Source organism: Kordiimonas sp., assembly GCF_048264555.1.
Taxonomy (GTDB): domain Bacteria; phylum Pseudomonadota; class Alphaproteobacteria; order Sphingomonadales; family Kordiimonadaceae; genus Kordiimonas.
Genome location: NZ_JBLXCX010000003.1, coordinates 127,902 through 149,474, shown reverse-complemented (window position 1 = coordinate 149,474; position 21,573 = coordinate 127,902). Strand labels below are relative to the sequence as shown.

Annotated in this window: 20 protein-coding genes and 1 pseudogene; 16 read left to right on the top strand and 5 right to left on the bottom strand. The window is 55.0% G+C overall.

Going from position 1 to position 21,573, the window contains the following annotated elements; translation table 11 throughout:
- Positions 1-3 precede the first annotated feature (3 nt).
- The gene (locus tag ACN0XZ_RS10455; protein ID WP_417457698.1) at positions 4-1,371 is read left to right on the top strand and encodes a sodium-dependent transporter; all 1,368 of its coding nucleotides are present in this window, start codon (positions 4-6) and stop codon (positions 1,369-1,371) included.
- A 12-nt stretch (positions 1,372-1,383) separates the two neighbouring features.
- The gene (locus ACN0XZ_RS10450) at positions 1,384-2,373 is read left to right on the top strand and encodes an alpha/beta fold hydrolase (protein WP_417457697.1); all 990 of its coding nucleotides are present in this window, start codon (positions 1,384-1,386) and stop codon (positions 2,371-2,373) included.
- On the opposite strand, the gene ACN0XZ_RS10445 is transcribed toward ACN0XZ_RS10450, so the two are convergent.
- Complete coding sequence (locus ACN0XZ_RS10445; RefSeq protein ID WP_417457998.1) at positions 2,374-2,862, bottom strand: MarR family winged helix-turn-helix transcriptional regulator; 489 nt, start codon at positions 2,860-2,862, stop codon at positions 2,374-2,376.
- Positions 2,863-2,944: 82 nt separating this feature from the next.
- Between ACN0XZ_RS10445 and ACN0XZ_RS10440 the strand changes: the two genes are divergently transcribed.
- From ACN0XZ_RS10440 to ettA, 5 genes are all read left to right on the top strand, one after another.
- Positions 2,945-3,826, top strand: a complete 882-nt coding sequence (locus tag ACN0XZ_RS10440; protein ID WP_417457696.1) for an EamA family transporter — start codon at positions 2,945-2,947, stop codon at positions 3,824-3,826.
- A gap of 140 nt (positions 3,827-3,966) precedes the next feature.
- Complete coding sequence (locus ACN0XZ_RS10435; protein WP_417457695.1) at positions 3,967-4,638, top strand: glutathione S-transferase family protein; 672 nt, start codon at positions 3,967-3,969, stop codon at positions 4,636-4,638.
- 30 nt (positions 4,639-4,668) lie between these two features.
- Positions 4,669-5,328 (top strand): glutathione S-transferase family protein, encoded by a 660-nt coding sequence (locus tag ACN0XZ_RS10430; RefSeq protein ID WP_417457694.1) that lies wholly within the window; start codon positions 4,669-4,671, stop codon positions 5,326-5,328.
- Between the two features lie 14 nt (positions 5,329-5,342).
- On the top strand, positions 5,343-5,753 hold the full coding sequence (locus ACN0XZ_RS10425) for a GFA family protein (protein ID WP_417457693.1): 411 nt from the start codon (positions 5,343-5,345) through the stop codon (positions 5,751-5,753).
- A gap of 107 nt (positions 5,754-5,860) precedes the next feature.
- Complete coding sequence (gene ettA, locus ACN0XZ_RS10420; RefSeq protein ID WP_417457692.1) at positions 5,861-7,531, top strand: energy-dependent translational throttle protein EttA; 1,671 nt, start codon at positions 5,861-5,863, stop codon at positions 7,529-7,531.
- Between the two features lie 65 nt (positions 7,532-7,596).
- Here the strand turns inward: ettA and ACN0XZ_RS10415 are convergent, their stop codons facing one another.
- On the bottom strand, positions 7,597-8,400 hold the full coding sequence (locus ACN0XZ_RS10415) for a VacJ family lipoprotein (protein ID WP_417457691.1): 804 nt from the start codon (positions 8,398-8,400) through the stop codon (positions 7,597-7,599).
- A gap of 232 nt (positions 8,401-8,632) precedes the next feature.
- On the opposite strand from ACN0XZ_RS10415, the gene ACN0XZ_RS10410 reads away from it, so the two are divergent.
- From ACN0XZ_RS10410 to ACN0XZ_RS10390, 5 genes and pseudogenes are all read left to right on the top strand, one after another.
- A complete protein-coding gene (locus tag ACN0XZ_RS10410) occupies positions 8,633-9,574 on the top strand; it encodes an ArsR/SmtB family transcription factor (RefSeq protein WP_417457690.1) in 942 nt (313 codons plus the stop codon).
- 4 nt (positions 9,575-9,578) lie between these two features.
- Complete coding sequence (gene metF / locus ACN0XZ_RS10405; RefSeq protein WP_417457689.1) at positions 9,579-10,511, top strand: methylenetetrahydrofolate reductase; 933 nt, start codon at positions 9,579-9,581, stop codon at positions 10,509-10,511.
- A gap of 2 nt (positions 10,512-10,513) precedes the next feature.
- A pseudogene (metH, locus tag ACN0XZ_RS10400) lies at positions 10,514-14,217 on the top strand (methionine synthase).
- A 111-nt stretch (positions 14,218-14,328) separates the two neighbouring features.
- Positions 14,329-14,601 (top strand): hypothetical protein, encoded by a 273-nt coding sequence (locus ACN0XZ_RS10395; RefSeq protein ID WP_417457688.1) that lies wholly within the window; start codon positions 14,329-14,331, stop codon positions 14,599-14,601.
- Entirely contained in the window at positions 14,601-14,909 is a 309-nt protein-coding gene (locus tag ACN0XZ_RS10390) for a hypothetical protein (protein ID WP_417457687.1), read from the top strand. The genes ACN0XZ_RS10395 and ACN0XZ_RS10390 overlap by 1 nt, the downstream gene beginning before the upstream one ends.
- Positions 14,910-14,912: 3 nt before the next feature.
- Here ACN0XZ_RS10390 and ACN0XZ_RS10385 read toward each other — a convergent pair whose 3' ends face one another.
- Positions 14,913-15,839: an MBL fold metallo-hydrolase gene (locus ACN0XZ_RS10385; protein WP_417457686.1), complete on the bottom strand. Its 927-nt coding sequence runs from the start codon at positions 15,837-15,839 to the stop codon at positions 14,913-14,915.
- A gap of 70 nt (positions 15,840-15,909) precedes the next feature.
- Positions 15,910-16,449 (bottom strand): PAS domain-containing protein, encoded by a 540-nt coding sequence (locus ACN0XZ_RS10380; protein WP_417457685.1) that lies wholly within the window; start codon positions 16,447-16,449, stop codon positions 15,910-15,912.
- A gap of 340 nt (positions 16,450-16,789) precedes the next feature.
- Between ACN0XZ_RS10380 and ACN0XZ_RS10375 the strand changes: the two genes are divergently transcribed.
- Both ACN0XZ_RS10375 and ACN0XZ_RS10370 read left to right on the top strand, forming a co-directional pair.
- Positions 16,790-18,370: an N-acyl-D-amino-acid deacylase family protein gene (locus ACN0XZ_RS10375; protein ID WP_417457684.1), complete on the top strand. Its 1,581-nt coding sequence runs from the start codon at positions 16,790-16,792 to the stop codon at positions 18,368-18,370.
- Complete coding sequence (locus ACN0XZ_RS10370) at positions 18,371-18,922, top strand: exonuclease domain-containing protein (protein ID WP_417457683.1); 552 nt, start codon at positions 18,371-18,373, stop codon at positions 18,920-18,922.
- A gap of 6 nt (positions 18,923-18,928) precedes the next feature.
- Here ACN0XZ_RS10370 and ACN0XZ_RS10365 read toward each other — a convergent pair whose 3' ends face one another.
- Positions 18,929-19,456 carry a YdeI/OmpD-associated family protein gene (locus tag ACN0XZ_RS10365; RefSeq protein ID WP_417457682.1) on the bottom strand — a complete coding sequence of 176 codons (528 nt, stop codon included), beginning with the start codon at positions 19,454-19,456 and terminating at the stop codon, positions 18,929-18,931.
- Between the two features lie 146 nt (positions 19,457-19,602).
- On the opposite strand from ACN0XZ_RS10365, the gene ACN0XZ_RS10360 reads away from it, so the two are divergent.
- Positions 19,603-19,956, top strand: a complete 354-nt coding sequence (locus ACN0XZ_RS10360; protein ID WP_417457681.1) for a DUF2200 domain-containing protein — start codon at positions 19,603-19,605, stop codon at positions 19,954-19,956.
- An 89-nt stretch (positions 19,957-20,045) separates the two neighbouring features.
- Positions 20,046-21,212: a helix-turn-helix transcriptional regulator gene (locus tag ACN0XZ_RS10355; protein WP_417457680.1), complete on the top strand. Its 1,167-nt coding sequence runs from the start codon at positions 20,046-20,048 to the stop codon at positions 21,210-21,212.
- Positions 21,213-21,573: the final 361 nt, after the last annotated feature.

Sequence of the window (21,573 nt, the reverse complement as noted above, 5' to 3'; positions counted from 1 at the left end):
TCCATGCAGGCGAAGGGGGCACACCCGTCGTTCACGTCACGACTGGCATTCATCATTGTTACCGCTGGCTCAGCTATCGGGCTTGGCAATATATGGGGCTTTACCTATGTTGCGGGCGCCAATGGCGGCGGCGGTTTTGTTCTCATTTACCTTCTTGCTCTCGCTTTTGTGGCCGGCCCCGCCTTTATGGCGGAGCTTCTGATCGGCCGCATGGGGAAAGCAAGCCCGCCTAACGCCATGAAGAAACTTCGCGAAGGCGCCAAGGCGCGCTTGCCGTGGCAGGGCGTGGCATGGATGGGGCTAGTAAGCACGATCCTGGTGCTGAGCTTCTACGCGGTGATCGCCGGGCAGGGCATGTATTATGGCCTTGTGGCGCTTCAGGGGGGCTTTGAGGGCTGGGCAGAGGATGCGGTTGTGGGGCTTGATGCCTCTTTCCGGGATGCACCGCTGATGATGGCCTTCTGGTCTGCGGCCTTTATGGCGGCGACTGCGGCAATTGTCTCATTCGATATCCGCACGGGGCTTGAAGGGGCAGGCAAGGTTTTGATGCCAATCCTCTTTTTGATGCTGATTGGCCTTGTGGTGTACGCGGGCCAAATCGGGGACATGTCCTCAGCCGTGGATTTCCTGTTCGGCTTTCATGATATGCAGTTTGGCCCGAGGCTGTTTCTGGATGCCGTAGGGCAGGCTTTTTTCACCCTCGGTGTGGGGGTTGGCGGTATCATGACCTACGGCTCCTATATGGGGGACGATGTGAATATGCCGCGCGCCACTTTCTGGATTTTGGCGGCGGACCTTTTTGTGGCGCTTGCTGCGGGCCTCGCGATTTTCCCGCTGGTGTTTGCCAGTGGTGTTGACGCGGCAGCCGGGCCTGGCCTCGTGTTCATGACCTTGCCGCTTATTTTCTCAGACCTGCCAGGCGGCGCTTTTGTGGCCTTTGCGTTTTTCCTGCTTCTTACCTTTGCGGCGGTAACATCTTCAATTTCCCTGCTTTCGCCTACCGTTGCGCGGCTTGAAGAGGCAGGGTTTCGTCGCGGGCCGTCAGCAGTTGTGATGGCATTTACGGTGGTTGTTGTCAGCCTTTTGACCATCATGTCCTTTGCGGACTGGCGGGATTTTTACCCGTTAGCCGCAATAGGCCTTGACGGTATGACGCCGTTCGCGCTGATCCGTGAAGGAGTAAGTAACATTGTGATGCCATTTTCCGGGCTTGCTTACTGCCTCATCATTGGCTGGGCGCTTAAACGCGGCGATGTGCGTGTTGCCTTGCCGATGAAAGAAGGGGGCCTATTTACCCTTTGGTACGGTGTCATGCGGTTTGTGGCACCGGCGGCAATCGCAGCCCTGTTTATCGGGGCAATGCTCGGCTAACAGGGGAATAAAATGACAGCATGGCCCACACCGGAGATGGTAACAACAAACGGTGTGCGTGTCGGTGTATACCGCATGGGGCCAGAGGTCAGCGTGGCGACGAAACCGCCCATCTTCTTCCTGCATGGTTTTCCTGAGATAGCCTACAGTTGGCGAGCGCAGATGACCGCGTTTGCAGACGCCGGGCATCCCGTTTTCGCGCCAGACCAGCGTGGGTACGGTGTCTCCGACGCCCCAGAGGGTGTGACGGAATATACCATGCAGAAGCTGACGGACGACCTGAAGGGGCTTCTTGATTATTACGGCATTGAGCGTGCCGTGTTTGTGGGGCACGACTGGGGCGCGATCATTCTGTGGTCACTGCCCTTTTATATGCCTGAACGCCTGCTCGGCTGTGCGGGGCTGAATGTGCCGCTGTTGCCCCATTATCCCATGGACCCGATCGAGATGTTTCGTGCCCGTTTTGGTGACGATATGTATATCGTGCGTTTCCAGGAAGAAGGCTCGTGCGAGCCCATCCTTGAACGGGATTTGATGCTGACGTTCCAGTTTTTTCTGCGTAAACCCAATAAAGGCAAACCGAAAAAAAGCGATGTGCCATTTGAAGAGAAAAGCCTCAATCTTCTCACCCTTCTCGAGAGAGGCCCTGACCGGTGGGGTGGTGAACAGCTTCTATCCGATGAAGAAACCGCGGTTTACGCCAAGGCTTATGAGAAAAACGGCTTCACCGGGCCGCTGCATTGGTACCGAAACTTTACGTCCAACTGGAAGGACCAGCGGCGCTTTCTGGTGAATGGTCGTCTACCCAAACTGACACTACCGTGCCTGATGATCACCGCCGAGCTTGATCGTGCGTGCCCGCCGACACTGGCGGAATCAATGGCGGGCATGTGTGAAGACTACACACGTGTTGACCTTGAGGGCTGTGGGCACTGGAGCCAGCAGGAACGTGCTTCGGAGGTGAACGCAGCGATTATGTCATGGCTCGAAAAGATGGGATAATCAGTTGTCGTCAATGCGCGAAAGATAGGTCTGCAACAGCTCGTTAAGGGTAGCGAGTTCCTCATCGCTTAGGGCGGCGGTCAGGCTTTCCTGTGTTTCCACATGATCGCCCAGCATGCCATCAACCAGCGCGAAGCCCTTGTCAGTCAGCGAGATCAGAAAACCCCGGCCATCATCGGGGTTTTTCACCCGTTCAACCAGGCCGTCTTTCACAAGCTGGTCGATGCGGTTGGTCATGGTGCCGGACGTTACCATGGTGGTGGCCATCAGGTCACCGGGAGATAATTGGTAGGGCGCCCCGCTGCGGCGCAAGGTGGCAAGCACATCAAAACTCGCTGCATTTAACCCGTGTTTCGCAAATGTCTTTCCCATACCGCGTGAGAAATGCTGCGAGAGGCGCGCCATACGACCGATCACGGCCATCGGCTCCAGCGTCAGGTCCGGGCGTTCGCGCCTCCACTGGGCGATGATCTTGTCCACATGGTCCATAAGATTTTTTTTCACGGGAATATCTTGAAGTCAAGATATTTACTCTTATCTTGACTTCAAGATAAATGACAAGGCGAAGACCGTGAACAGAAATCTCGATCTGGCGATAACCGCATTAGCCCCTGCTATATGGGGCTCTACTTACTTGATCACCACAGAGTTCCTGCCGGACGGTTATCCGCTCACGGTATCCATGCTGCGGGCGCTGCCAGCTGGGTTATTGCTGCTTTTGCTCGTGCGCAAGCTGCCGGCAGGTAAGTGGTGGGGGCGGGTGTTCCTGTTGGGCGCGCTCAACTTTTCCATCTTCTGGTCACTTCTATTTCTAGCTGCATATCGCCTGCCGGGTGGTGTCGCCGCCACGGTGGGGGCAACCCAGCCTTTGATGGTGATTTTCATTGCACGGATGGCGCTTGGTGCGCCTATCCTGCCGCTTTCCGTCGGGGCAGCGCTTGTCGGCCTTGGCGGTGTGGCGCTCCTGATCCTGAGCCCGGGGGCTGAATGGGATATGGTTGGTATTATGGCAGGCCTTGGCGGCGCCGTTTCTATGGCGTTTGGCACGGTTTTGAGCCGTAAGTGGCAACCGCCGGTGTCGCTTCTCACCTTCACGGCATGGCAACTTACCGCGGGTGGTCTCCTGTTGGTGCCTGCCGCTTTATGGTTTGAGCCGCCGCTGCCTGCACTGACGGGCAATAATATTTTCGGCTTCACCTACCTTGGCCTTATTGGCGCGGCTTTCACCTATCTTTTGTGGTTTCGCGGCATCGCGAAGTTGCCGTCATCGCTTGTGGCATCCCTTGGCTTCCTGAGCCCCCTGATGGCGGTGCTCCTTGGCTGGTTTGTACTTGGTCAGCATTTGAATGCGCAGGAACTCACCGGTGTGGCGCTGGTGTTTGGTAGTGTGTGGCTCAGCCAGAATGCGCACCGGATAAAAAAGCCTGAGGTGGCAAAAGCGCCTTCCAACTAGGAACGGAAAGCGAGTAAGCGCATCACATGGCGTATCCTTGATGGCATGATCACAATTATCATGCTGGGGGTTGCCACACTGCTTGTTCGGCACCAATTGATCCTATAGGGGACATCAATCCAACCTATCAGGAGCTAGCCATGAAGCTGACCGGCATCAGCCTTTCACCCTATTTTGAGCGCGCGCTTATTACCCTTGATGTGAAAGGGGCACTTGAGCGGGTTGAGCTTTCGCTGCCCCCTGGCTCCTTTGGGTCTCCAGAGCTGCGTGCTGCCAACCCGACAGGTAAAATCCCCTACCTGACGCTCGATGACGGAACCTTCATTCCTGAAGGGCAGATAATCGTTGAGTATTTTAATGACATATTCGAAGGCCCGAGCCTGATGCCAGCTGATGCGCTTGACGCCGCACGTGCCAAGCTGCTTTGCCGTACCATTGACCTTTATGTCGGCCCGCAAACCTCAGTGCTCGCCCGCACCATCACTCGCAGAATACGGGATGAGGAGGCGATCAATACAGCACTGGAAGAGGGCTTGCCGCTCGGGCTCAATCTCGTTGAAAGTCATATTACGGGGGAAAATTATGCGGTAGGCGACGTTTTCAGCATCGGGGACGCAGCCCTTATCCCCCACATGTTCCATTTCCTGGTTTTCCTGAAAGAGTTTGATGTTGATGTGTTTACCTCTCGGCCCAAACTCGCGGCGTGGTGGGAGAAACAGAAGGAATCTGATACGGTGAAACGGAGCCATGCACGCATGGCGGCGTCGCTTGAGTTTTTAAGATCGCGGCTGGCGCAAACGAAAGCCAAATAGGCCTTCTGGGAAAATGGGGAGAGCTGGACAATGAAACTGGTTGGGGAAAGTGTATCGCCCTATTTTGAACGGGTGATGATCGGCCTTGATATCAAGGGCATGATGGACAAGCTTGACTACGGCATGCCGGAGGGTGGCTTCAAGTCTGACGCTCACTGGCAGGCCCACCCGCTTGGCAAGATACCCTACCTTGTGCGTGACGATGGCAGCACGCTCACCGAAGGGCAGGTGATCCTTGAGTATCTTGATCGCCAGCTTGGTGGGCATCCGGTTACGCCGACGGATTTTGAGGCCGCGACCAATGCCCGCGCCATCGCCCGTATCCTCGACCTTTATTATGCGGAGGCCGTGCGCCCGATGGGCCGCGTTGCATTTGGCGGCACCGCCACGGATGAAGAGATCGCAAAAGCACGGGACGAGGATATCCCAAAAGCCTTGGCCTATGCCTCAAAATATATGGGTGACGGTAAATGTGCCGTCAGCGACGACTGGACCATTGCTGACTGTGCGCTGATCTCCCACCTCTATTGGTATGGCGCTTTGATGCCAAGGTTTGGTCTTGATGGATTTGGCGACAACAAGAAGCTCGCTGACTATTGGGACAGGGTGAAAGACGATCCGCTGGTGACGCGCAGCTTTGAGCGCACAAAAAAAGCTTACGAAAAATTCTTCGGTGGCAAAAACAAATAAAGGCGAATGACCGAATGAGCGATGAGGTAAAATACACTGGGCGCTGTTTGTGTGGTGATGTGAAGGTGGAGATCGTGGCTGAGCCATTGTGGTCCAGCCATTGCCATTGCCCCAGTTGCCAGAAGGCGACGAGCGCTGCGTTTGCAACCTATGTGGGTTTTGACCGCACAGCCGTGCGTTTCACGGTGGAAGAGCCGAAGATGTACCGTTCAAGCCCCGGCGTGAAACGGCGCTTTTGCGGCAAGTGCGGCAGCCCGGTCTCGTTCGAAGGGGAAGAATGGCCCGGTGAAATTCATTTCCATGCCCTGTTTCTGGATCAGGCTGCCGAGTTTGAGCCTGAAGCAAATATCTATGTGCGTTCCCGTATGCCATGGGTGGAACTGAGCCAACATTTGCCAAAACATGATCAGTTTCCAGATGAGTGACAGAATTTAGCGTTCGCGGTGAGTTTTGGTGCGGTTGCAGCTTGTTCTAGGCGCTGTTCTGCGTTAAGTCAGGCGCAAAGTTTTTCCCGAATTTAAGGACCGATTTCATGGCTTCCTACCAGTATGTCTATCAAATGCAAAAGCTGTCCAAAACCTATGCGGGCGGCAAGCAAGTTCTGAACAATATCTCGCTCAATTTCCTGCCTGATGCGAAGATTGCCATCATCGGTCAAAACGGTGCCGGTAAATCGACCCTGATGAAGATCATGGCGGGCTATGATACCGAGTTTGGCGGCGAGGCTTGGGCAGCAGACGGCATTCGTGTCGGCTACCTGCCGCAGGAACCGCAGCTGAACGAAGACAAAGACGTGCTTGGCAACGTGATGGAAGGCTTGGCCAAAACCCAGGCTCTGGTTGACGAGTTTAATCAGGTTGCTGGCGACTATGGCATGGACCCCGATAACATGGACCTCCTCAACCGTATGGGTGAGTTGCAGGAACAGATCGATGCTGCGGACGCCTGGGACCTGCAGTCCCAAGCGGAGGTCGCGATGGACGCGCTTTGCTGCCCGCCGAATGACTGGTCGGTTGACAAGCTGTCAGGTGGTGAAAAGCGCCGTGTTGCGCTTTGTAAGCTTCTGCTCGAGAAACCTGAAATCCTGCTTCTCGATGAGCCGACCAACCACCTTGATGCGGAAACCGTGGCGTGGCTCGAGAAACACCTGCAGCAATATAAGGGCTGTGTGATCCTCGTAACGCACGACCGTTATTTCCTCGACAATGTTGTGGGCTGGGTGCTTGAGCTTGATCGTGGGCAGGGTATCCCGTTTGAGGGTAACTATAGCGCATGGCTCGAAATGAAAACCAAGCGCATGGCGCAGGAAGAACGTGCTGATAAGGCTCGCCAGAAAGCCATGCAGTCTGAGCTTGAGTGGATCAGGCAATCGCCAAAAGCACGTCAGGCCAAATCAAAAGCCCGTATTAAAGCTTATGATGAAATGCTTGAGCAGCAGCATGACCGGGTTGCAGGCCCGGCGCAGATCAAGATCCAGCCACCAGCACGCTTGGGCGGTAAGGTTATCGAAGCCAAGGGCCTCACCAAAGCCTTTGGTGACAAGCTTCTGTTCGATGGTCTCGACTTCAGCCTGCCGCCGGGTGGTATTGTGGGTGTGATCGGGCCGAACGGCGCGGGTAAAACCACTCTCTTTAAGCTGATCACCGGGCAGGAAAAGCCTGATTCAGGCGAGATCAGCGTTGGTGACACCGTGCACCTTGGTTATGTTGACCAAAGCCGCGATGCGCTTGATGCCAATAAAAACGTTTGGGAAGAAGTATCCGGCGGGCATGACATGTTCTACTTCGGTAAACATGAAGTTAGCACCCGCGCGTATGTTGGAGCTTTTAACTTCAAGGGCGGCGACCAGCAGAAGAAAGTTGGCCTTCTCTCCGGTGGTGAGCGTAACCGTGTGCATCTGGCCAAGATGCTGAAAGAGGGCGGCAACGTGCTGCTCCTCGATGAGCCGACCAACGACCTTGATACGGAAACACTTGCGGCTCTTGAGGAAGCGCTTGAAAATTTCGCGGGCTGTGCTGTGGTTATCAGCCACGACCGTTTCTTCCTTGACCGTATCGCGACACACATTCTGGCGTTTGAAGGCGACAGCCATGTTGAATGGTTTGAAGGTAACTTCGAAGCCTATGAAGAAGACAAGAAGCGCCGCCTTGGTGCCGATGCGACCCAGCCGCACCGCATTAAATATCGCCGCTTCACACGCTAACGCGACGATGAAACACAAAAGAAAAGGGGCCGTTCAGGCCCCTTTTTTATGTATGAGATGCAGGCTTATTCCTGCGGTTTGGCTTCCTCGGCGTCGATCTCTGCTTGCTGTTCTTCAAGCATGTCAAAGAGGTCCTCTTCAGGCTCCGGCGGGTTGCCATCAAAAATTTCATGACGGCGGTTCTGCCAATAAAGCGAGCGGGAAATCACATAGGGGTCGTCTTCCTTATAAAGCTCGTTGAGCTCATTGTGGAAACGTACCCGTGCGTCAAAGGCGTCAATACCGGTGCGAATGAGGCTGAGGTCAAAGAAATTGCCGCTGTCATCAACTTCCTTGAGCGCAAGCGAGGTTGGGTCGGCAAGGAAATAGGTGCCGAGGCCAATTGCGTCGCGCCCGTTTGATGAGCCGAGGAACGGCAGCACAAGATAAGGGCCGTCCCCTATGCCCCATGTGGCAAGGGTCTGCCCGAAGTCTTCGCTATGGTAGGGGATGCCCATGTCATCCGACACCTTGAAAAGCCCCGCCATGCCCACTGTGCTATTGATGACAAAGCGGCCAAGCGTGCGCCCTGCGCGTTTGAACTTGAGCTGCAGGATGTCATTGAGAAATACCCAAGGCTCTCTCAGGTTTCGCATCACGTTCGATACCCCGTCACGCGGGGCCTCAGGCACCACAGCAATATAAGCTGCACTGATGGGCCGAATAAGGGCCCGGTCTGTCACCCGGTTGAACTCAAACACCGCACGGTTCATGGGTTCCAGGGGATCATAAGCCTCCGTCGCGACATCAGGCCGGGTAGATGCGCAAGCGGCTGTCATCAACAGGAGGACCGCGCTCATCAGCTGTTTGGAATTCTGGAGAAACGTCATAAAATCCTCTGTCGTGCAGGCATGGTATATATTTTTTTGCTCGAATATTTCGACAATGTGGCAATAGTGGGATGCTTGTACAAGAGGAATGCCGTCTTTTCACCTATGAAAAGTTCACGTTTTCATGAGGGTGATTTAGAAAAATTTGCCGCTCACCCACAGAAAATCATAACTTTACAAATATAAAGATTTCTTTATATTGACTCTCATTCGAGTTTGAGGATCAGCCGGTATGGATGAACTATTAGCAGCCCTCCGCGCAGCGGGCGAAGCCACACGGCTTCGGGTCCTTGCCCTTTTGGGTAGGGGCGAGCTGACTGTGGGCGAGCTTGTGCATATTCTTGACCAGAGCCAGCCGCGGGTGTCAAGGCACCTGAAGCTGATGGGCGAGGCCGGGCTTCTGGACAGGTTTCAGGAAGGCACGCAGGTTTTCTACCGTCTATCGGAAAACGGGTTAGGGGCCGCACTGAACGATGCACTTCTCGCACTCTTGGAAGGAGACGGCGCAGCTCTTGAGCATGACCTTAAGGTGCTTGAGAAGATACGGGCGGAGCGGTTCGAGAAGGCACAAGCCTATTTCCGTGCTCACGCCGCTGAGTGGGATCAGATCCGTTCGCTTTATGTTGCTGAGGCGGAAGTTGAGCAGGCGCTTCTTGAGATGCAGGGCGGCGCCAAGGTTGAGCGTTTCCTTGATATGGGAACGGGTACGGGCCGCATGCTTGAAGTGTTCGCGCACCTCGCTTCCCAAGGCCTTGGCATTGACGTGTCGCGCGACATGTTATCGGTCGCGCGGGGTAATCTGGCGCTTAAGTCGCTTGACCACTGCCAGGTACGGCAGGGTGATATGTATGAACTGTTGCTGGGTGATGAGAGCCAGGAGCTGGTGCTGTTTCATCAGGTTCTGCACTTCGCGGACGACCCACAGCGTGCGCTGAAGGAAGCCGTACGTGTGCTCGCGCCGGGCGGTACGCTTCTGGTTGCCGACTTCGCGCCCCACAGGGAAGAGTTTTTGCGTGACGAACAGGCGCATCGCCGCCTTGGTTTTGCTGATGATGAAGTAAGCCACTGGTGTGAGCATGCTGGCCTTAAAACAACCGAGATACGCCACCTTGATGGTGGACGCTTGAGAGTAACGATTTGGCGGTGCGACAAGCCCGCGGATGTAAAGGAGTAGGGTGATGGTACCCACAAATGGTTCAAGAGCCGGTATTGGCCTTGCTTCAAGGGCGCGATCTCTGTTTCAGGAGATCGCGAGCGATGTGAATGTTTCTTTTGAATTCTTCCCGCCTAAAACGCCAAAGATGGAAGAAACCCTGTGGAACTCCATCAAAACGCTTGAGGCGTTGAACCCGAACTTTGTCTCCGTCACTTATGGGGCAGGTGGTTCCACGCGGGAACGTACCCATAAAACCGTGAAACGCATTCTGGATGAAACCTCGCTTACACCCGCCGCGCACCTCACATGCGTTGGTGCCACCAAGGATGAGGTGAATGAGGTTGTGCGCGATTATTGGGACGCAGGTGTGCGCTCTATCGTTGCGCTGCGCGGTGACCCGGCAGAAGGTGCAAACCGCTACGAGCCGCACCCAGGCGGTTACGAGAATGCGGCAGAACTGGTGGCTGGTCTTCGCGCCATTGGTGACTTTGACATCTCTGTCGCGGCGTACCCTGAGCGCCATCCCGATAGCCCAACGCTTGCCGCCGACCTGGAGAACCTGAAACGTAAGGTAGATGCGGGCGCGAACCGGGCCATAACCCAGTTCTTTTTTGAGCCAGACGCTTATTTCCGCTTTCTTGACCACTGTGAAAGCTTCGGCATTGACGTGCCGGTGGTGCCGGGCATTCTGCCGGTAACCAATTTCACCACGCTTAAAAGTTTTGCGGGCAGCTGTGGTGCAGCGCTACCGTCATGGCTTGCTGATATGTTTGATGGGCTTGATGACAAACCACAAACCCGGAGCCTTGTGGCCGCATGTGTGGCGGCAGAGATGGTGCGCCGGCTTTATGAAGGCGGGGTGCGGGATTTCCATTTCTATACCCTCAATAGGGCAGAGCTCACATATGCCATTTGCCACATGCTTGGCATTCGCGGCACGGACGAGGAGGCCTGATCATGACAAATAAGCTGGAGCTTCTGAATAAACTGGCGGCAGAGCGCATTCTGGTGATGGACGGCGCGATGGGCACCATGATCCAGAAGAAGAAACTGCAGGAAGCCGACTATAGAGGTGAGCGTTTCAAGGATTGGCCGTCTGATCTTAAGGGCAATAATGATCTTCTGGTGCTGACGAACCCTGATGTCATCGCAGAAATTCATGATGCTTTCCTTGAAGCGGGGGCGGATATCATCGAGACGGATACCTTCAACGGCACATCCATCTCCATGGCGGATTATGACATGCAGGCGCTCGCGCACGAAATCAATGTGGAGGGCGCGCGCCTCGCCCGCCGAGTGGCGGATGAGTGGACAGCGCGCACACCTGATAAACCCCGGTTTGTGGCAGGCTCTGTTGGGCCTACCAACAAAACGCTGAGTGTTTCGCCCGATGTGAATAACCCCGGCTTTCGCGAAGTGAATTTTGATGACGTTGTTGCGGCCTATGAAGAACAGGTGGATGGCCTGATCGAGGGCGGTGTTGACATCATCGTCATTGAGACGGTGTTTGATACCCTGAACGCAAAAGCGGCGATTTTTGCGACAGAAAACGTGTTCGAGAAACGCGGTGTGACATTGCCGATCATGCTTTCCTGCACGGTAACAGACATGTCCGGCCGCAACCTCTCCGGCCAAACGGTTGAAGCTTTCTGGTATTCGGTGCGCCACGCCAAGCCGTTCACGATTGGGCTTAATTGTGCGTTTGGGGCCGAGCATTTGCGCCCGCACGCCGTTACACTGTCGGCTATCGCGGATGCGCGTATTGCTATCTATCCAAACGCTGGCCTCCCCAATGAGATGGGCGAGTATGATGAAACGCCTGAAGTTACCGGCGGGCACCTGAAAGAATGGGCGGAAGAGGGACTCCTTAACATTGTTGGGGGGTGCTGCGGCACAACGCCTGAGCATATCGCGGCCATTGCCAAGGCAGTTGAGGGTATGCCGCCCCGGCGCTTGCCGAAGCATAAGCCTGCCATGCGCCTTTCAGGTATCGACCCCATCACCATTATTAACGCGGCCGAGTAAGATTTATGAGTAAACCCACAGCCCAGTTCATTAATGTTGGCGAACGTACCAACGTGGCCGGATCAGCCAAGTTCAAGAAGCTGATCTTTGACGGGAACTATGAAGAAGCGATTTCCATCGCACGCCATCAGGTTGAAGGCGGCGCGCAGATCATCGATATCAACTTCGATGACGCCATGCTTGATGCCGAAGAGGCGATGGAGAAGTTCCTCAAGCTGATGGCGGCGGAACCCGACATCGCACGGGTGCCGGTGATGATCGACAGCTCCAAATGGTCTGTGATCGAAACCGGACTTAAGTGCGTGCAGGGTAAGGCTGTGGTGAATTCCATCAGCCTCAAGGAAGGTGAAGAACCTTTCATAACGCAAGCGAAACGAATATTGCGTTATGGCGCTGCGGTTGTGGTTATGGCGTTTGATACGGATGGTCAGGCCGATACGATTGAGCGCAAGTTCGCCATCTGCAAACGTTCCTACGATATTCTGGTGAACAAGGTTGGCTTCCCGGCGGAAGATATCATCTTCGACCCCAATATCTTCGCGGTCGCGACAGGTATTGAGGAACATGATAACTACGGTGTAGACTTCATCGAAGCCACGCGGCTGATCAAAAAACACCTGCCGTATGCCAAGGTTTCCGGCGGTGTATCCAACATCTCCTTCTCTTTCCGGGGCAATAACCCTGTGCGTGAGGCCATGCACAGTGTGTTCCTGTATCATGCTATCCGGGCCGGTATGGACATGGGGATCGTGAACGCGGGCCAGCTAACGGTTTATTCCGATATTCCGCCAGAGCTGAAGGAGCGGGTAGAGGATGTGATCCTGAACCGCCGCTCTGATGCCACTGAGCGCCTGCTCGAGATTGCAGACGAGTTTAAGGGCCAAGGTGGTGCCGCCCGGGTGGAAGACCTGTCCTGGCGCGAGCAGCCTGTCGCCAAGCGGCTTGAGCATGCGCTCGTAAAAGGCATTGCGGACTATATCATCGAGGACACCGAGGAGGCGCGGCAGATGTTCGACCGCCCGATTGAAGTGATCGAAGGCCCGTTGATGGACGGCATGAATGTGGTGGGTGACCTGTTTGGTGCCGGTGAGATGTTCTTGCCGCAAGTGGTGAAGTCTGCCCGGGTGATGAAGCAGTCAGTGAATTACCTGCAACCCTTCATCGAGGCCGAAAAGGCGGAAGGCGCAAAAGCCAAGGGCAAGATCGTGATGGCCACTGTGAAGGGCGACGTGCACGATATTGGCAAAAACATCGTCGGTGTGGTGCTGCAGTGTAATAATTTTGAGGTGATCGACCTTGGCGTGATGGTGCCGTGGGCGGATATCCTTAAGGCAGCGAACGACCACGGTGCCGATATGATCGGCCTCTCTGGTCTGATCACGCCAAGCCTTGATGAGATGGTAACCGTCGCGCATGAGATGGAGCGGTCTGGCTTCAACACACCGCTTCTGATTGGTGGTGCCACAACAAGCCGGGTACACACCGCCGTCAAGATCGCACCGGAATACTCGGGCGCTGTGACCCATGTGCTTGATGCCTCCCGCGCTGTGGGGGTTGCTAGCACGCTGGTATCTGAAGGCATGCGGGAAGACTTCGTCGCGAAGGTGAAGGCGGAATATCATGACATCCGCGAGAAGCGTCTTGCAAAACCAAAGGTGGACAGGCTCGTGAGCCTTGAGGACGCACGCGCGAACAAAGCCACGCCGGATTTTGAGAGCTTCACACCTATCCGCCCGGCTTTCACCGGCACCCGTGTGTTTGACGACTACCCGCTTGAAGAGCTTGTTGACCGCATTGACTGGACACCTTTCTTCCGCACGTGGGAGCTTGCCGGTAACTATCCCGCTATATTGGATGATGCCGTGGTGGGCGAAAGCGCCCGCAGCCTGTTTGCGGACGCGCAAGCCATGCTCAAGCAGATCGTTGAGGAAAAGTGGTTAACCGCGAAAGCGGTGGTGGGCTTCTGGCCCGCAAATGCCGATGGCGATGATGTGGTGCTTTATACCGGGGATAATCGCTCGGAAGAGCTTACCCGTGTCCATTTCCTCCGGCAGCAGGTGCAAAAACGTGAAGGTCGCGCGAACGATTGTCTGGCTGACTTTGTTGCGCCTGTTGGCACAAAACCTGACTGGTTTGGCGGCTTTGCTGTTACCGCCGGGCACGGTATTGAAGAGCATCTGGCGCGCTTCAAGGCGGCCCATGATGACTATAACGATATCCTTCTCAAGGCCTTGGCCGACCGTCTGGCTGAAGCCTTTGCCGAGCGTATGCATGAGCGTGTGCGGAAGGAATTCTGGGGCTATGCCGCGGACGAAAACCTCACCAATGAGGAACTGATCAAGGAACGCTATCAGGGTATTCGTCCGGCACCGGGCTACCCGGCCTGCCCGGATCACTCGGAAAAACCTGAACTATTCCGCCTGTTGGAGGCTGAGGTTGAGGCTGGCATCAAGCTGACAGAAAGCTTCGCCATGATGCCTACAGCTGCCGTCTCCGGTTATTATTTTGCGCACCCTGAAGCGCACTATTTTGGTGTGGGTAAAGTGGGTGAAGATCAGGTGGCTGACTATGCCGAGCGCCGCAGTGTGGACCCTGACCAAATCAAGCGCTGGATACGCCCGAACCTTGCAGATTAGGCACTGTCACCTAAATTTCTTCTAGATTGCATAATCTACACCCTGACGCGATAATTGGCGCGCCGGCTCAAGACGGGCCAGTGCGTCATATGCATAGCAAGGAGGGGTGTTATGGCAGACGTACCTGAAGAGTTGATCGACCAAGTGATGAAGTCATTGGCGGATGACCGTTACAAGTGGCGCACAGTACGCGGGGTCGCCAAACAGGTGAACGCGCCGGAAGATATGGTGCGGCATGTCCTCAAAGTGAAGGAAGCTGATATCGTGCAGTCTTCCGTGCCGTCCACAAAAGGGGAAGACCTGTTTACGCTCCGGGAAACCTTTTCCGCGAACACAAGTTTGGGGTCACGCTTTCTGGGCGCTTTGAAAGGGAGGGCACGGTGATGGAAGGTTTTCTCTTAATTCCTGAAGCCGTGTGGTTCGCGACTGGCGGTGCACTTGCCTATAAGTCGCTGGATTTTCTTGAGCTGCATAAGCTGCCAAAAAGCCAATGGCCCAACTTCAGTGTGCTCTACTGGCTCGCGTTTCTGCTGCACGCCATATTGGGCGGCGGGCTAGCCTATGTGTACCTGCGTGCCGGGCAGAATTTGGGGCCGATCCTGGCGGTGAACATTGGTATCACAGCACCGTTCCTGCTTCGCACGATCGCCAACCAAGCAGATGGGCCGATACAAGTGGACCCGGACGCCTGAGTTTTAGTCGAGCGTGAAAAGATCAAGATCGCGAGCGGAGACAATCGCGCCGTCATATCCGGCGGCGCGGATCTCGTTCACGAGGTCTTCGTCTGACGTGCCCCAATAAAGTTGGTGGTACAGCACCAGCAGTTTTGGTTTTGCCTCTAGGGCGATGGCTGCCAGTTCTGAAGCGGACGTATGGAAACTGGCGTGATACTTTTGCCAGACCGGCTCACGGCGCCTCCATCCAGCGTCTGAATAAACCTCATGCACGAGTATGTCTGCCCCTCTCGCGGCTTCAATCAGCTTGGGGCTCACCCGGGCGTCGCCCGATATCACGATAGTTTTGCCCGCGGCCGTGATTTTGTAACCAAAGGCTTCTTTCCAGCTGCCATGCAGCACAGGGACGGCCTCAACCTTGATGCCGTCCTCATCTAAAAGAGGGGCTTGGTCTGCAATCTCTGTCACCTTGACCTTGTGGCCTTCAGGTGTTGCGGGCTCAAGCCCGGTCAGGCGCAGGTGAACATCTTCGCTATAGGCAGCCGTTAGATGGGCGGCCATCGCTTGTGTGCCTTTGGGGCCAAAAAGCCTAAGCGGTACCGGGCGTTCCAGCACCCATGAGGTGAACATCAAGTCGGGCAGGCCGACGGTGTGGTCAGAATGCAGGTGGGTGAGGAAAGCGGTGCGCAACTGGTCGGCGCTCAGGGCGGGGATGTTGTGTTTCTGGCTTGCGGCGGCTGCACGACGCACAATGCCGGGTCCAGCGTCAAAAATGAAAGACCTGCCATCAAAGACGATGGCAACCGCGGGGCCGGAACGCTCCGGGTCCGCATTCGGTGTGCCGGTGCCCAGCATCACAAGGTGTAGTTTTTCAGGAGTGTCGTCGGTCGCCAGCGCTGGTGCGCTTATAAAAAGCAGTGCGCTCAGGCATAGGATAAGCGGTTTCATTGTCCCAGTGTCCCCTCCCTAGGTGTCCGGCCACTATGGCACGGCGGGAGGAGATAGCAAACGCGGGATATCAGCCCTCAGCTTCCATGGGGTGGAAGGCGATGCCGTACAGCACCATATCGACAGTGGTGCCGTCTTTTGCGAGCGGGAGCGCCAGCACACTATAGTGCTGGAAATCTTTTGGTGCCCAGCGTGCTCGCACATTGGCGGCATAATAGGGCGTGCCGGTTTCAACCAACTCGCGGGTGCGTTCAACCACCACTTCCGTGTGTGGAAAGCTGAGCCAGCTTTGGCCCGTGAGTTCAGCCCCGGCTTCTTCCGTGATCGCGGTACCGCAAATTCGGAAACGAAAGTCATTCCCGCCATCGATTACGTCCGCGATGGCGATATAGGGCAAGAGGGCTTTGATCTCTTTTGGGGCAATGTCGCTGCGGGCAGGCAGGCGTCCGAGGGCGGCTTTCTTTTGGCTCCAGAAACCATAAAGCTCAGACAATGTGGCATGGCGGATCATCGCGCTTTCGGGCGCAACCTCATGCTCTTCATTTGTCTCATCAGACCAAGCTGCCCGCTCGGGGGCAGTATCTTTGAACAGGCGGAAACCCGGCAACATCTGCGGTACTCACTACTCAATACAAATACATGCTCACGCGCTGTGCGTGGAAACGCTACCATCTAGCGACCAAAATACAAATGCAAGGCCCGGTGCGCTGCGCGAGGCAATACACTGCCTTGGCGTATGGTTAAAGACTTTTAAGTGTAATAATTAAAATTTTACGCAGTTTTCCGCCATTTTGTGGGGAACAAACCACGCACGCACAAGATTGTTGTGCGCGTGGTGTGCCGCGCGCAATAAAAGCACGCACCAAAACAAACTATCGTTTAGCGAAGTGGGGTGGTGTTTTGTGGCACACCGTGGTTTCTTCAGTATGAAGCTGAATGGGGAGAGTGACGTGACACCAGTACGCCTGTTGAGATTTGTCAGCCTGACCTGCGTTTTGTGTGCCATGACGATGAGCACGGCGGCAAGAGCAGCAGAGTGGGACTATCTGATCACGGGCGGCCTAGTGTTTGACGGCTCCGGCGCAGAGGGCGTGCGCGCCAGTGTGGGTGTTGAGGATGGCCGCATCGTCTATATCGGCCCCGCTGACGCGTCTCATACCGCCGGGGTGGTTGTGGATGCGCACGGCCTTGTTGTCGCACCCGGCTTTATCGATCCCCACACCCACGCTTTGGCGCTTGGCGGGGAGGACGGTCCGCTTCCTCTCACCAACTATATCACTCAAGGGGTGAGCACGGTTTTCTCCGGTAACGATGGTGGTGGCCCTGTGGACGTGGAGGGTGTGCTCACGCGCCTTGATGAGCGCGGCCTCGGCGCCAACATGGCGCTTTATATTGGTCACGGCAGCGTGCGCCGCAAGGTGATGGGGATGGACGCCCGCGCGCCGTCAGGGGATGAACTGGGCGCAATGGAAGTGCTGGTGGCGGGTGCGACGCAAAGCGGCGCCTTTGGCCTTTCAACCGGGCTTTTTTACGCGCCGGGCAGTTTTGCAGAAACGGATGAAGTGATCGCGCTTGCCCGTGTGATTGCAAAACATGGTGGCATCTACGACAGCCACATCAGGGACGAGAGCAATTATAACATCGGCCTGCTTGCCGCTGTTGATGAAGTGATTGAGGTGGGGCGCGAGGCGAAGCTGCCTGTTCATATCTCCCACATCAAGGCGCTGGGGGTTGATGTTTGGGGGCTGAGCGCTGAGGTTATAGCCCATGTAAACGCCGCGCGGGCGGCTGGCGTAAGGGTGAGCGCTGACCAATATCCCTGGCGTGCTTCCGGCACCAGCATCGCGGCGTCGCTTGTGCCGCGCTGGGCCATGGCGGGCGGCAGGGAGGCCATGCTCGCGCGCTTTGATGTGCCGGAGCAGGCAGACAGAATCCGTGCTGAGATGCGGGAGAACATGCGCCGCCGGGGCGGGGCATCCTCGCTGCTGCTCACCAGCGGCAAGGACGAATGGCGCGGCATGACGCTTGAGACCTATGCCCGCAAACGGGAGGAAGACCCGATTGAAACGACCCTCCATATCATTCGAGCGGGGGACGCAAGCGTTGCGTCCTTCAACATGAATGAGGATGACATCAAGGCCTTTATGGTACAGCCGTGGGTGATGACAGGCTCGGACGGTAGCCGGGGCCACCCGCGCCTTTACGCCAGCTTCCCACGCAAATACCAGAAGTATGTGGTGGAAGACGCTGTGCTGACGCTCAGCCAGTTTATCGCCAGGTCCACATCGCTACCGGCCGAAACCCTTGGGCTTGAAGGCCGTGGGCGCTTACAGGCGGGGTATCATGCTGATATTGTGCTCTTCGACCCCGAAAGCTATGCACCTCGCGCCACCTTTGAGGAGCCAATGCTTCTGTCAAGCGGTGTGCAGTATTTGTTTGTGGGCGGTAAGCCCGCCATATGGCAGGGGCAGGTTCAGGAAGGCCTGCACGGCAAGGCGCTGAGGAAAAACAGCCATCAGGTGCAGGAATAAATGAAGATAGTCGTGCTGGATTTTGAAACCGCTGACATGGGCGCAGACAGCGCCTGTGCCCTTGGGCTGGTGATTATTGAGCATGGCGCCATCGTGCATGAACAGGCTTATCTTATCCGGCCGCCCCGCAAGACCTTTCTGTTTACCGATATTCACGGCCTAACCTGGCAGGACGTTTGCCACTCCCCCACGTTTGAAGACTATATACCGGAGCTGAATGCCCATCTCGCTGGTGCGCATTATATCGCGGCCCATAATGCGGGGTTTGACCGCAAGGTGCTCTTAACAAGCTACGGTGCTGCGGGTCACAACCCGCCCTATATGGATACGCTTTGTACCGTGAAGCTCGCGCGGCAGGCATGGGGGTTGAGGCCAACCACATTGCCGGATGTGTGCGGATACTTTGGCATCGCGCTGCGCCACCACGATGCTCTCTCTGACGCGCGGGGCTGCGCGCGCGTCATTGCCCATGCCATAGAGGAAGGGTTCCCCATCAGCCGTGCCAAATTGGGTGATCCGTCCTATCAGGTGCGGGTGCATGCTGCCTGGTAAAAAGGCTTAAAGGTCCAGTAGGACGCCGCTTTTGGAAACGGCGGGTTCGGTGCACTGCGCGCGGTCGAAACAACAAACCCTGCGTTTGCCGCCAGAGAGCATATCGCAGGCGTTGGCAATGCGTTTGGCCCGCGTTGCTTCAGATTTTGTCGCCCGCATCCAGCGGACCCAATCCCACCGGGCCATGGGCGTGGTGTCAAGCCATGTGGCGTAGGCGTCTGGCGTATCCTCAAGCGCGGCCTTCAGGTCTGCGGGCAGGGTGGGCTCAATCCAGTCTTTGCTGCTTTCAAGTTCAAGCGTGACCATGTCCCCCACGGCTGCGCCAGCGGCCTTGAGCATATGCGCATCCACGTTCAGCCAATGGCTTTTTTTGCCGTCCGGCTCCAGCACGGTTTTAATCGGCGCACCATTTAACGTGCCTTCCACCATCGTCACCCCGCGTGAGGGCAGCGCGGCACTCGCCTCCTTTGGCAGGTGCAAAAGGGTATGTTCGCCAATGCTATAAAGCTGCGCTTCAACATGGATGGTAGACATATGACCAAAGCTCCCTTTCCGATCTGTGCGCCAATTTATAAACCCGGCGCCTTGGAACTTTCAAGCCCACACCTATAAGGGCGGTTGCTGTGATAACGGGCAGACTTTTAATTGCTGCGACTAAACGGCTTTGCTAAAAATACTGCATGAAAAAACATCGCATCTATACCATGAGTTTCGCGAGCGTGTACCCGCACTATATCGCGAAGGCGGAGAAGAAGGGCCGCTCCAAGGCGGAGGTTGATGAGATCATCCGTTGGCTCACCGGTTATGACGAAGCGGCGCTTGAAGCGGTTATCGAGAGCAAGACCGACTTTGAGACTTTTTTCGGAGAAGCACCTGCCATGAACCCGGCGCGCGATCTGATTAAGGGCGTCGTGTGCGGCGTGCGTGTTGAGGAGGTGGAGGAGACCACCATGCGTGAAATCCGCTACCTTGATAAACTCATCGATGAGCTTGCCAAAGGTAAAGCGATGGAGAAAATCCTTCGGCAGGGTTGAGGTTCTTTTTCTTGCATAAGTTGTTATTGTATTGTTGAATATTTCATCCGGAACTTGAAACCTATCTGCGACTGAAATTGATCACGCTGATGGACCTGAAGCCTGAGCAAATTTTTGACTACATTGAGCTGATAGCGACAGCCTCGATAGATTTGTCGAAATGGCAACAAGTTTTAAAGCATGGGGAGTCCTTATTCGGCGCCTCTGCGTCGTTTATTCAGGGAATTGACCGTTTTAAAGCGAAGGGAGAATTTGCCCTAATCAATGGCTATTCCGATAACGCTTTAACGGTGTACCAAGAGGAATTTTTGTCAAAAGATAAGGATATCTGTGTTCGACAGCTTAGGTACCTTAAGGCGCTGCAACCCTTTTCCGACTATACTTATTTTCCACCTGACACATTTCAGAAGCATGACTTCTATGCTTTTAACCGAGATTATGCCGGTGTTCAGCACATGATCGGCATGAAAATCCACGAGAACCTGAATCAACATTGGGGAGTGGGCTGGAAGTTTGATCATAAGGGGCCAAAGCCAGACGACGAATATCTAGCGGTTCTTTCCATCTTAGGGCCACATTTTAAACATGCTGTGGATTTGTCATTCACATTCTGCCAACAGCAACGATACTTGGACAGTATCATGGATACACTGTCTTGGCATAACTATGCAGTTGCAGTACTAAACGCAGAGATGAGAGTGTTGTTTGCGAATAAGTCAATGGACGATATAATGAATTCGCAAGAGTTTTTTCGGAATAGCAATAAAGGAATACTTGACGCTTATGATCAAGAGGGGTGGGCACGAGTATGCCAGAGCGTATCGGCGATTATCAGGTGTCAGGAGAGAGAAAGATATATAGTTTCGGACCCGGTTCACATACTGGTCGATAAGAACTGTAAAGCGCACTACAGAATAACGATCACGTTTCTGCCAGAAGACACCTCTACCCTATTCGAATTTAAGTCTGAGCTGAAACGAAAATGCCTTTTACTACTTACCAAAGTTGAGGTGCCCTCAAAACCACCCTATCATCTGCTTATGGAGCAGTTTGGCTTGACAAGGTCTCAAGCTAAACTGGCTGCAGCGCTGTATGATGGTACCCATCTCAAGATGGCGGCTCATCAGCTAGGAATTTCCTACGGAACTGCGAGGGCACACCTGCTGAGGGTGTTTGAAAAAACCGGTGTGCATAGGCAAGTTGAGTTGGTGCGCTTGCTTCAAGATTCTCGCTTCGTTGCCTACTCACATCGATAATTTGAGCCGCCCCGCCAGTGGACAATACTTCCCATAGGGCACGCAACGAATTGGTACCGACCTACTATCTTGGTAATAGTAGTCTTTTTATACTTTTGCACCGTTGTGTTACACCCATTGGCACAAAGGTTTTCATCATACCACTTAACGTTCAAGGCTTGGCTGCAGTTGTTAGCCCAATAGTGAACATTGTCGTTGTGAGACGTTTCCAGGCTAATGCATCCGGTTAGTTGCGCCGCAGCGTCAGGACTATCTATGAAGTGTAAAGTGCCGATCACTATTAGGATAGGGAATGTATTTCGCATGAGGCTATCTCCTTGAGGAAATTTTATGTGAACAAGGTTCCCTAAAAAATATGCCA